The organism is uncultured Chloroflexus sp. (assembly GCF_938091255.1).
Taxonomy (GTDB): Bacteria; Chloroflexota; Chloroflexia; order Chloroflexales; family Chloroflexaceae; genus Chloroflexus.
Genome location: NZ_CALLJH010000014.1, coordinates 151986 through 163671, shown reverse-complemented (window position 1 = coordinate 163671; position 11686 = coordinate 151986). Strand labels below are relative to the sequence as shown.

Genomic DNA, 11686 nt, shown 5'->3' with positions numbered 1-11686 from the left:
CACCAACGGCGACCGCCACGCCGACCGCCACGGCGACGGCTACCCCGACCGCCACGGCGACGGCCACAGCGACCGCGACCGCAACACCAACGGCGACGGCCACCCCGACCGCCACGGCGACGGCCACAGCGACCCCAGAACCGACCGCAACACCAACGGCGACCCTGACGGCCACCGCCACGCCGACAGTCACAGCGACCCCGACCGCCACGGCTACCGCGACCGCCACGGCGACGGCCACGCCGACCGCCACGCCGACCGCCACGGCGACGGCCACCCCGACCGCCACGGCGACCGCGACCGCCACGGCGACCCTGACGGCCACCGCCACGGCGACCCTGACGGCCACCGCCACGGCGACGGCCACCCCGACCGCCACGGCGACCGCGACCGCCACGGCGACCGCCACGGCGACGGCTACCCCGACCGCGACCGCCACGGCGACCCCGACGGCCACCGCCACAGCGACGGCAGTCACCACCGTCACGCCACCGCCCGCACCGCAATATCGGATATACATCCCGTTGATAATGCGGTAACTGCGGTGGATTGAAATATACGTCATCCCTGTAGAGACGCACGACTGTGCGTCTCTACACGGTCATTTGGCGACGCACGGCTGTGTGTCTCTACGACGGGATCACCATCACCTCGCTCACGTCACCGCAAACCGACGGCAGCAACGCACGACTGTACGTCTCTACGGATAACACCCCATTTGACAATTACCCATATATACGCCATAATTTTTTTGAAACAATGTTTCATTAATGGAGGCAAATGCTATGAAATGGATACAACGCATAGCCGTTATCGCCATCGCGATACTGCTGATCACGGCGTGCGGCCAAACCCCGGCGAGCCAACCTACCGCCGCACCTGCAAATACGCCGGTCAGCCAACCTACCGCCGCACCTGCGAACACGCCGGTCAGCCAACCTACTACTGCACCCACCAGCGCCCCAGCCAGCCAGCCTACTGCGGCGCCTGAACCGATCATGGTTATGGCCAGCACCAGCATTGTGGCCGATGTGGTGCGTCAGATCGGCGGTGAGCGGGTGCAGGTTGATACGATTGTGCCGATTGGCGCCGATGGGCATAATTACGAACCAACCCCACAAGATATTGCGCGTATCAGTGCGGCAAAAGCTATTTTTGTGGTTGGTGTCGGCTACGAAGAATTCCTTGATCGCCTGATCGCGAGTTCGGGAACGCAGGCAACAGTTGTGTCATTGTCGGAAAATCTTACCTTGCGCACAATGAGCGAGGAAGAGGTGGGCGGCCATATGCATGATGAACATGGTGACGAGCATGACCACGATGATAAGAAGGACGACGAACACGGCCACGAGCACAGCCATGCCGCCGGTGCAGTTGATGGCCATACGTGGACTGATCCGACCAACGTGAAGGTTTGGGCTGATCTGATTGCTTCCACCCTCAGCCGGATCGATCCGGCAGGCGCTGATATCTACACGGCGCGCGCTGCCGACTATCAGCGCCAGCTTGATGAGCTTGATCGCTGGATTGCCGAGCAATTTGCCGCTATTCCTGCTGAACGTCGGCTGATCGTCTCTGATCACGTCATCTTTGGCTACATGGCAGACCGGTATGGACTGCGGCAAGTGGGCGCGATCATTCCCGGTGTAAGCACCAATGCATCGCCGTCGGCGCAAGAGTTGGCTGCATTGCAAGACCTAATCACCGATCTAGGAGTAAAGGCTATCTTTGTTGGCGATATTGCTAACCAACAGCTGGCTGAGCAGATCGCTCGCGATACCGGCGCTCAGATTGTGCCAGTATTGACCGAGTCGCTCACTACTGCCACAGGGCCGGGGGCAACTTACATCGACTATATGCGCTTCAACGTCCAGCAGATGGCGAATGCGCTGCGCGAGTAATTGATTTCTAGTTTACAATCATGGGACGATGCGATGCATCGTCCCGCTGTATTGTTTTGTGCGACGGAGAATATCGTATGTCCGTCCCATCACTGACTGTATCGACGACAACTGCAGCGGCGACAACCGCGATAGCTGTCGCTATTCGCCATCTGACGGTGCGCTATCGCCAGATCGAGGCGCTGAGCGATGTTTCAGTCGATATTCAGGCTGGTGAACAGATTGCGATTGTCGGCCCGAATGGCGCCGGCAAGAGCACATTGCTGAAAGTTATTGCCGGCCTGCAACCGATTACCGCTGGCGAGGTTCGCATCTTCGGCGTCGAGCGGGCTGAACCAAACATGATTGCGTATGTGCCGCAGCGGTTGCAAGTTGATTGGCGCTTTCCGGTTTCGGTCAGTGATGTGGTCTTGATGGGGCGGGTAGGGCGAATCGGTCTCTTACGCCGACCATCACGTCACGACCGACTATTGGTGCAGCGGGCGCTTGAGCGAGTCGGGCTGGCTGCCTTCGCCAACCGCCAGATTGGTCAGTTGTCGGGCGGTCAGCAGCAACGAGTCTTTTTGGCGCGGGCGCTGGCCCAAGAGGCGCGCCTGTTATTGATGGATGAGCCACTGGTGGGGCTGGATATTCCCTCCCAAGATGAAATCTTTCGCACCCTAGTCGCCTTACGCGCTGAGGGGGTGACAATTTTGACCGCGTTGCACGATTTGCAACAAGCGGCTCGTTACTTTGACCGGGTGATGCTGCTGAACCGCCGGCTGATTGCGTATGCGCCAGCCCGCGAAGCTTTTACCGCTGCCAATCTCGTCGCCACCTATGGCGGTCATCTCCATCTGCAAAGCAGTGGTGATGGGCTGCTGACGGTGGCTGACACCTGCTGCAATCCACCTCTGGATGACACTGTATGATTGAGGTTGTTACCACTCCCCTTGCTTACCCTTTTATGCAACGTGGGCTGATCGCTGCCCTGCTGGTGGGAGTCGTTTGCGCGGTCGTCGGGGTGTATGTCGTCTTGCGCGGCATGGCCTTCTTAGGCGATGCCCTAGCTCACACCATATTGCCCGGTATTGCGATCGGCTATTTAGTGAATGGGGCTAACCGGGGTGCTCTCTTCTGGTGGGCCTTGGGTGCAGCACTGGTCAGCTCGTTCTCGATTGGCGCGGTGAGCCGGGCAGCGCGTATGCGCGAAGACACCGCGATCGGCATTGTTTTTGCAGCAATGTTTGCGCTCGGCGTAGCCCTCATTTCGACCGTGCGCAATTCGGCGGTCGATCTCTCGCATTTTTTGTTTGGGAATATTTTAGGTGTGAGCGAAAGCGATCTGTGGCGGATCGCCGCGTTTGGCGCGGCGGTGTTAGCGGTGATTGCGCTGTTTTACAAAGAGCTGATGGTGATTACGTTCGATCCGGTGCTAGCGGCAACGTTGCGCTTGCCGGTACGCTTCTTCGATTTCTTGCTCTTGACTATGCTAGCAGTGGCAATTGTGGTTGCAATCCAGACGGTTGGCGTCGCATTGACACTGGCAATTCTCGTTACTCCGCCAGCTACTGCCGCTTTCTTCACCTATCGCATGCATACAATGATGATTGCAGCGGCAATCTTAGCAATGCTGGCCGGCGTCGTTGGCCTCTATGCCTCGTATTATCTCAGCATTGCCTCTGGTGCAGCGATTGTGCTCGCCAGTACGCTGATCTTCGCGCTGGTGTGGGCCGGTTCGCACCTCCGTCGCCGCAGCGGCTAATTATGTAGTACAATTGTTGCAGTCCGGTCAACTGCAGGCCGGTTCAAGCCTCTGAACCAACGATTGGCAGAGGTGAGGCAATGATGATTAGCCGGCTGTGGCTCATTTTCACCATAGTGGTTGTATTCATCGCTACACCAGTCGCGCAAGCCCAGCCGCCAGCTGGGCCGCGTTGGGCGCTCAACCGGTGTGGCGCTGGTGATTCGGTGCAGTATACGATCGCAATTGCTGGCGCGATCACGCCCGATGCCCTCATCCCCGGCGGGATCGAGACGCCGAGTTACGCCGAGTCGTTCGCGCCGTTGCGCCCATTTTTAGCTGCTGCCGATCTCGGCTTGGCGACACTGGCCGGGCCATTGGCCGGCGGCCCGGCACCGGCACTCGCCGCAGCGATGGCCGAGAGCAACTTGCTCTTGCTCGGTGCTGCTCATCCACGAGTGCTCGACCGGGGGCCGGCTGGGGTTGATGCCACCTTGCAAACCTTAGCCCGCTACGGCATCTACCAGCACGGCGCTGCGCCTAGCGGCGAGACAGCGCCACCGTTTTTGAAGGTCACGGTGCCGCATCCGGCCTCACCGTTAACGCTCGGCTTCCTCAGCGCGACGTGGGGGCTCGGCGGTAATGCCGATCCGCGCGGCCAGATTAACCTCTTGGCCGACGCTGCCGGGGTCTTGCCAGCGATCAGTTCTGCTATCGAGCAGGCGCGCCGCCAGACTGATTTGGTCGTGGTGATGGCGGCATGGGGCCAGCCAAACGATCCTGATCCGGCCCAAGCCCGGATCAACGCTGCCAGCAACTTGATCACCGCCGGAGCGGATGTGGTCATCGGTAGCATACCGGGTGCGACCGCAACGGTTGACTGGGTGCGATCCGGCGATCGGGAAGGCTTGGTCATCTTTTCCGCCGGCGACCTGATTGGCGCAGCGGAAACGCCAGCAGTGTTGATATATGTGGGCATCACGCGCGACGCAGATGGCGCAGCCCGTGTGACCGGCATCCGCTATTTGCCGATGACCCCCGGCAACGGTAACCGTGGCCCGGCGCCCTTGCCGGTTGCACTCCGTGAACTATCGGCGCTGTTGGGTGATCCCGGCCAATTGCAGGTGGTTGCGCCCCTTCCCCCCACCGGCAAGATCGAGGTCTGTCCGTCGCTGGTGTTACCCGAAGCGCCAGCAACGCCGATTACCGGCGATTTTGCCCGCTTTTACCAGACCTTCGGCAGCGACCAACGACGCGATCTGATCGAAGCCATTGCTCTGCTCGGCTTGCCGCTCGGCCCGGTGCGCCGCGAATTGGCCGGCGATTGTCGGCAAGAAGTAGCTGTGCTCTATACCGAACGCCAGCGACTTGAACTACATCCAGCCAACGATTGGCCCAATCGGGTGCTTGGTTCGCATCTCGGGACAGTAGCCTTCCGGCTGGTATATCCCGATCAAGCAGTAACGCCTCGCACCGATCTGAACGATCCCGCTGCGTTCGCCCATCCACGGTTTCGCACGTTTTACGAGCGGTATGGCGGCCTGAGCGTATTTGGCTACCCCATCAGTGGCGCGCTGACCGAGCGTGATCCGCTGTCAGGACGCGATCTGGTGGTACAGTACTTTGAACGGGCACGGTTTGAGTTGGATCCAGTTGCGCCGTTGCCCGAACAACCAATCTGGCAGGTACGGCTGGGGTTGCTGGGGCGTGAAGTAGGGGCGCAAGCGGCGAGTGTGCTCTGCCCAGCAACCGTCGTACCAAACACAACGGTGCCATCTATAATGGCAACCCCAATCGCTCCGGCAACGAGCGGTGACGTGGTGCAGAGCAATAGCGGTGGAGCAGAATGGATAATGGCTGTCATTCTCGTGTTGGGATTAGCGGCAGTTGGGTTACTGTTGTATATGATGTATGACTTATATTGCTACAGCGAGCAACATCCCACAGCAGGCTTGCGGAGCAGCCGCAGCAGCTATCGATCGGCCAGCACCCCGCCACAATCGTCGCATAGCGACTCCCTTGTGGTAGATAAACCTCAGGAAACGTGGCAAGGCCGGCTGCGCAATTTTGTGCGCCGGAGCCAATCAACTCCCGCGCCGCCATCAGAAGAGACGGTGATCGAGCAACCAGCCGTGGCTGGTGGCCGCTCGCTCTTGGGATGGGTGACGAAACAGAGGAAATTAGAACGTTCAACCCGCAGCGGGCCGGCATGGCGACAACCAACCCGGACGGCAAGCCGCCAAGCCCAACCATTAAGCGCAGTGGCATCACAACCAGCGACCAGCTCGACCGTTCGCCAAACCGATCAGTGGCCGGCAGCCAATGATCGTCCGGCCAACCGGAGTCACTCTGCATCCGGCCAGCCGCCCAACCAACCTGATCCACTGGCCAATCATGAGCTTGATGCTTGGTTTGATGCGCCGGCAAGTATGTTGCGCAACGGGTATGATCCAGCGCGCCTCGAACCGGCCAGCGATCAACCGGTAGACTGGAACGATCTGCCGCCAACCGAGCGTGAACGTTGGCAGATGGAGCTAGGACCGCTGGACGATGATACGGCAGCCGACTTGCCGCCAGCCGAGCGTGAGCGCTGGCAAGCGGAATTGGCTGCACCAGAGTTTGAATTTGACTCTGACTGGCATCGCGCCGAACCGCCCAAGCAGCCCCGCACCACCCACCGGCTCGACGATGCCGAGTTGCCTGCTGATCCGACGCTCGGCCAGCGCTCCAGCACTGAGGATGATGATTTGTTACGGAAACTGCTTGGGTTATAATAAGGTATAGTGTCAAGCGGGCACAAAATCGTTCGCTAGACGGTTGATCGGCGAACGGTTGAATGCTATACTGCCCGCATAAACCAATCCGCTACCGATGCAGCCTGCCGCAGGTTGTCAATCACGATAGAGGAGAGAGCGTATGCCCCAGACGCGACTGGTGATCGCCGACGACGAATCGATCATCCGCATGAATCTGAAAGAGACGCTCGTGAGTCTCGGCTATCTGGTGGTCGGCGAGGCCGGCGACGGCGTGAGCGTGATCAATCTCGCCCGCGAACTACGCCCCGATCTGGTCTTGATGGATATCAAGATGCCGAAACTCGATGGTATTCAGGCTGCCCGCATCTTGACTGAAGAAAAGATTGCGCCGGTGTTACTCCTCACCGCTTACTCTGATCGCGATCTGGTCGAGCGGGCGAAAGAAGCTGGCGTGGTGAACTATATCGTCAAGCCGTTTCGCGAGGCCGAGCTGTTGCCCGCAATTGAGATCGCCATTGCCCGTTATCAAGAATTCCTTGAGATGGATCGGCAAGTGGCCGATCTGAAAGAGACGCTCGAAACCCGTAAGCTGGTCGAACGGGCTAAGGGCATCTTGATGGACACCCAAGGCCTGAAGGAGGCCGAAGCCTTCCGCAAGATCCAGCAACTGTCGATGAATACGCGCAAGTCGATGAAGGAGATTGCGCAGGCCATCTTACTGGCGCACGAGATTTAGTTCGCCAGAGGGCTACTCCCGCCATACGGTGGTAGCCCTCACGCCGCTGTCATGTCATCTGCCGATGCTCCACCACCACCTCCGCTATCACTGCCAGCGCGCTGGCAGCGATACGTTCGGCTGCTTGCACCGCATCTGCTGACGGTTATCGCTAGCTTGCTACTCTTTACCGCGATCCACGCTTGGGTATTCCCAGCGCCACAACCGGTGGCGCCGCAGTTTGCAACTGCAACCCCGGCGCCGACTGTTCCACCCACACCTCCACCCACACCGCTACCCACCCTCCCGCCAATACCTCTCGACGATGGCTTGCTTCGGCTGACAATCCTTGATCTTCAAGCCGAAAATGCGCAATTACGCACGGCAACCCAGTTATTACGGGCTGCTATGACGCTCGACGAAGCGGTGCAAGCTCTGCAACGGAACGATATGAGCGAAGCTGATCGCGCACTCATGACGGCGCGCCGCGCGCTTGATCGCGCTTATCAGCTTAGTATTGAACCACAAAAAGGCCCTATCGACGCTATCCGCTTGCAGATCAGCCAGATTCGCGATGACCTCGGCGTGCGACCCGAAGGCGCTGACCGCCGGTTGTGGCAGGTGCGCCGGTTGATTTTGGCGTTGGTTGACGAATGAAGGGCATCCGGTTGCAGGGAAGCGGCGTATAATACCGGTAGAGACGTATGGCTTGCATCTCTATGAAGATGCGTAGCCGTGTGTCTCTACCGGCCCTACAATGATGTCATCCCTAGAAAGACCCCATCATGTACCGCGATCCAACGATTCGCTCATCGGATATCACCCCCGAATCGGTCTATCTCAACCGGCGCGCCATCTTACGCGGGTTGGGGATGCTAGGGTTAGGAGCGGCGCTTAGCGCCTGCGGTCTTCCCACTAATACTGAGAATAACAACCAGCTATCTCCTGTTGTCAACGCCGATCTGCGCGACGAGCTGGGCGATCCGGCCAACACCTTTGAACAGATCACCAACTACAACAACTTCTACGAATTCACCACTGACAAAGAAGCGGTCGCCCGCCGCGCCGCCAATTTTGTCACCCAACCATGGACGGTGGAGGTGACGGGGATGGTGCGCAATCCGCGCATCTTCGCCATCGAAGACATCTTGCAGATGTTCGATCAAGAAGAGCGGATTTACCGGCTGCGCTGCGTGGAAGGCTGGTCGATGGTCATCCCGTGGCAGGGGTTCTCGCTGCATAAGCTATTGGCGCTAGTTGAGCCAACTGCTCAAGCGCAATACGTGCGCTTCGAGACACTCTACGATCCTGACCAGATGCCGGGCCAGCGCGATCGCTACTTTCCGTGGCCGTATGCCGAGGGGCTGCGGATCGATGAGGCAATGCACGATTTGACCATTCTCAGCACCGGTCTCTACGGACGCACGCTCTTGCCACAAAACGGCGCACCGTTACGGTTGGTCGTGCCGTGGAAGTACGGCTTCAAGAGCATTAAGTCGATAGTCAAAATCGAACTGACCGACACGATGCCGCTCTCGCTCTGGATGGCAGTTGCGCCGCACGAATATGGCTTCTACGCCAATGTCAATCCCGATGTGCCGCACCCGCGCTGGTCGCAAGCTACTGAGCGACGCATTGGCGAGCTGGGCCGACGTAAGACGCTGCCGTTTAATGGCTATGCCGAGCAGGTAGCGGCGTTGTATGCGGGGATGGATTTGCGGAAGAATTATTAGCGGTACGCTCTTTTGCTACTGCACAGGGCGCAGAGGGTGGTTTACCGCCGAGCGCGCGTGGCCCCGACTGGAAGAATTAGCACAAATCCGACCGTTTTACCGCCGAGCGCGCGTGGCCCCGGCATCTGTGTCCTTTGCGTCTTTGCGTTCACCTGCTCTGCTCCTTGGCTCGCTTTGCGTCTTTGCAATCGCCCCCGCTTCCCCATCTCGGCAGGCGCGTGAGGGTGGTGAAAGGGAATTTACCGCAGGGAATGCAGAGGACGCGGAGGGTGGATGCCATCTCCACGGACTCCTCCCCCGCTGGGGGCTTGGGTGGAGAGAGGGTAGATCGAGAAACACGCTCTATTTTAATGATAACTGAATCCATATCTATGACAGCAAATTTCATCCGCCTCGTCCCTCATCTGATCGGACTGCTACCGCTTGCGTTGCTGATTGGTGATGCACTCGGTAACCGGCTGACAGCCAACCCGATCCAATACCTCACCCAGCGCACAGGTTGGTTGGCGCTGGCGCTGCTCTTGGCGTCGCTGGCGTGTACACCACTGAATCGCTGGTTGGGTTGGAAGCCGGTGATGCGCTGGCGCAAACCGCTCGGTCTCTATAGTTTTGGCTATGCTAGCCTGCACCTTGCCATCTTTGGCGCGCTGGATTATGGTCTCGACCTTGACCTGATTGCGCAAGCGGTGATCGAAAAACGCTACATTATCGCTGGCTTTCTGGCATTTCTCCTACTTGTACCGTTAGCCATTACCTCAACTACCGGCTGGCAACGGCGGCTCAAGCAGTGGTGGCGGCGCTTGCACCGGCTGGTCTATCTGGCTGCGGCGCTGGCAGTGGCCCATTACCTCTGGCTAAGCAAAGACCCCCGTCCGGCACTGATAGCCGGCGGCATATTAGCAGTACTGCTGCTAGCCCGCCTCCCGGCTAGGCAAAGCTGGCAGCGCGTGGTACAATGGCGCTATGAGCGAACTGAAAGACAAACTGGTCCTCGTCGTTGATGACGAGCCGCGCATGATTACCTTCATGCGCATGAATTTAGAGCTGGAAGGGATGCGGGTGACAACCGCCACCAATGGCCGTGAAGCGGTCGAAAAGGTGCGCGAAGAGATGCCCGACATCGTGCTACTCGACGTGATGATGCCGGTGATGGACGGATTTGAGGCGCTGCGTCGCATTCGCAGCTTCTCGCAGGTGCCGGTCATTATTCTTACTGCAAAGGATGAAGAAGAAGATCGGGTGCGCGGGCTTGAACTCGGCGCGGATGATTATGTTGGCAAACCCTTCAGTCAACGCGAGCTAGTTAGTCGTATCCGAGCCGTTTTGCGCCGCCATTACACTCAGCCGCCTATCCCGCAGACACTGGTCAAGGTTGATGACCGCCTGAGCATCGACTTTGCTCGCCGCGAAGTGTTGGTTGACGGTAAGCGGGTTAATCTACGCCCGACCGAGTACCGGCTGCTCTACCATCTGGTACAGAATGCCGGCTATGTGCTGACCCACGAGATGCTGCTGAGCAAGGTATGGGGGCCGGAATACCGCGACGAGAGCCATTATTTGCGTCTCTACATCACCTATCTGCGTCAAAAGATCGAAGAAGATCCGGCCAACCCCAAGTACATTTTGACCGAACGCGGCGTTGGGTATCGGTTTGTCGATTTCCCCGGTGCGCGCCGGATCAATCCCGCCGATGCGCCAGTGGTATAAGGTTGCACGCGGCCAACAGCCGTTCGGGTTGGCCGCGGTAATCGTCCCACGCCAATTCACCGCGCGCGATCCCGCCTAACACCCGCCACAACCCGGCATTGACCGGCGCAGCAAGGCCGTGCGCCGCCGCGGTAGCAGCCACCGCGCCGTAGAGAAACTCCCCCTCAGAACGTGGGCGTCCGGCACGCAGATCGCGTAACAACGACGGATCTTTGCCGCCACGCCCACCGGCAACACGCTGGCGCAAGATCGGGTCAAGCAATGCCGGCGGCAACCAACGAATGCCAAACGCGAGCAACGCCGCCGGGTAGCGTGGCAAATTGACCGGTTTCACCCTCATTGCCCGCATCACGGCCAACGCTTCACGCACGGCCGCCCGTTCAAGCGCAATCAGGCGGCGGTCGGCGTACACCTGATCAACCGGCCAGCCGAGAATGGCGGCAGTGGCATTCCCTAGCATGTTCAGTAACGCCTTCGACCACTTCATCGCCCGATAATCAGCGTAACGGCGCACCGTAAACCCGCCTGCGGAAAGTACCGTCTCGGCTAGCGTCAGATCACTCGCCGCACCAACTGGCGCCAAGCCAATTCCGCCCTCTTTGGTGACCGTAATCGTTGTTGGGCCGGTCACGTCAACCGAAGTGGTAATCGTGCCCGAGACGATCCGGTCGGCGCCGAAGGCGGCAGCGAGCGTCTCTTCGTTCCCAATACCGTTCTGCAACGTCAAGATTGCCGCTGGATTGAGTGCGCGCAAGGCAGGAATCGCGCCTGCGGTATCGTACCCCTTCACGCACAAGATCGCGAGCGCTGGCGACTGAAATGTCGGCGGTAGCTCGGCAACTGCGCCGGATACCGTCAGATTAGCTAACTCACACGCGCCGATCCCGCTGACAGCGAGCGGATTGGCGCGCAACGCCGCCGCACCGTTCGGACGGGTCAGCAACGCAACCGGCGGGATATTGGCGGCTTGCGCCAAGCGCGAGAGCACAAGTAACCCGATCGCGCCACCGCCGACAATCACAATGGACATGGAATGCCTCCAGATAGGTTCGATGCAACCGGAACGGGTTCAGTCTACTTCCCGCACTGATGCCAAAAAGCGCTCGGATGGGGTGCGGCGGTTCAACTGCTGCACTCCAGAATAGTACACG

The 11686-nt window shown here is 59.3% G+C and carries 10 protein-coding genes and 1 pseudogene; 10 read left to right on the top strand and 1 reads right to left on the bottom strand.

All coding sequences use genetic code 11. The features are described 5' to 3' along the window. The 10 genes and pseudogenes from Q1A00_RS06570 to Q1A00_RS06525 form a co-directional block, all read left to right on the top strand. Positions 1-553, top strand: a pseudogene (locus tag Q1A00_RS06570) (hypothetical protein); the annotation flags it as partial. Between the two features lie 232 nt (positions 554-785). Beyond that, the gene (locus Q1A00_RS06565) at positions 786-1901 is read left to right on the top strand and encodes a zinc ABC transporter substrate-binding protein (RefSeq protein WP_298490437.1); all 1116 of its coding nucleotides are present in this window, start codon (positions 786-788) and stop codon (positions 1899-1901) included. A 77-nt stretch (positions 1902-1978) separates the two neighbouring features. Next, positions 1979-2812, top strand: a complete 834-nt coding sequence (locus Q1A00_RS06560; protein ID WP_298407433.1) for a metal ABC transporter ATP-binding protein — start codon at positions 1979-1981, stop codon at positions 2810-2812. Continuing rightward, the gene (locus tag Q1A00_RS06555) at positions 2809-3645 is read left to right on the top strand and encodes a metal ABC transporter permease (RefSeq protein ID WP_298407435.1); all 837 of its coding nucleotides are present in this window, start codon (positions 2809-2811) and stop codon (positions 3643-3645) included. The genes Q1A00_RS06560 and Q1A00_RS06555 overlap by 4 nt, the downstream gene beginning before the upstream one ends. A gap of 80 nt (positions 3646-3725) precedes the next feature. Further along, the gene (locus Q1A00_RS06550) at positions 3726-6398 is read left to right on the top strand and encodes a CapA family protein (protein ID WP_298482470.1); all 2673 of its coding nucleotides are present in this window, start codon (positions 3726-3728) and stop codon (positions 6396-6398) included. Between the two features lie 142 nt (positions 6399-6540). Next, entirely contained in the window at positions 6541-7116 is a 576-nt protein-coding gene (locus Q1A00_RS06545) for a response regulator (RefSeq protein WP_012257866.1), read from the top strand. 51 nt (positions 7117-7167) lie between these two features. After that, on the top strand, positions 7168-7752 hold the full coding sequence (locus tag Q1A00_RS06540) for a hypothetical protein (RefSeq protein ID WP_298407461.1): 585 nt from the start codon (positions 7168-7170) through the stop codon (positions 7750-7752). Positions 7753-7880: 128 nt separating this feature from the next. Then, positions 7881-8828, top strand: coding sequence for a protein-methionine-sulfoxide reductase catalytic subunit MsrP (msrP, locus tag Q1A00_RS06535; RefSeq protein ID WP_298407464.1), 948 nt, complete (start codon positions 7881-7883; stop codon positions 8826-8828). A 371-nt stretch (positions 8829-9199) separates the two neighbouring features. Continuing rightward, positions 9200-9829: a ferric reductase-like transmembrane domain-containing protein gene (locus Q1A00_RS06530; protein WP_298407466.1), complete on the top strand. Its 630-nt coding sequence runs from the start codon at positions 9200-9202 to the stop codon at positions 9827-9829. Next, positions 9792-10535 carry a response regulator transcription factor gene (locus tag Q1A00_RS06525; protein ID WP_066790185.1) on the top strand — a complete coding sequence of 248 codons (744 nt, stop codon included), beginning with the start codon at positions 9792-9794 and terminating at the stop codon, positions 10533-10535. The genes Q1A00_RS06530 and Q1A00_RS06525 overlap by 38 nt, the downstream gene beginning before the upstream one ends. Here Q1A00_RS06525 and Q1A00_RS06520 read toward each other — a convergent pair. Then, positions 10507-11565: a ketopantoate reductase family protein gene (locus Q1A00_RS06520; RefSeq protein WP_299755817.1), complete on the bottom strand. Its 1059-nt coding sequence runs from the start codon at positions 11563-11565 to the stop codon at positions 10507-10509. The two genes, Q1A00_RS06525 and Q1A00_RS06520, sit on opposite strands and share 29 nt — an antisense overlap. Positions 11566-11686: the final 121 nt, after the last annotated feature.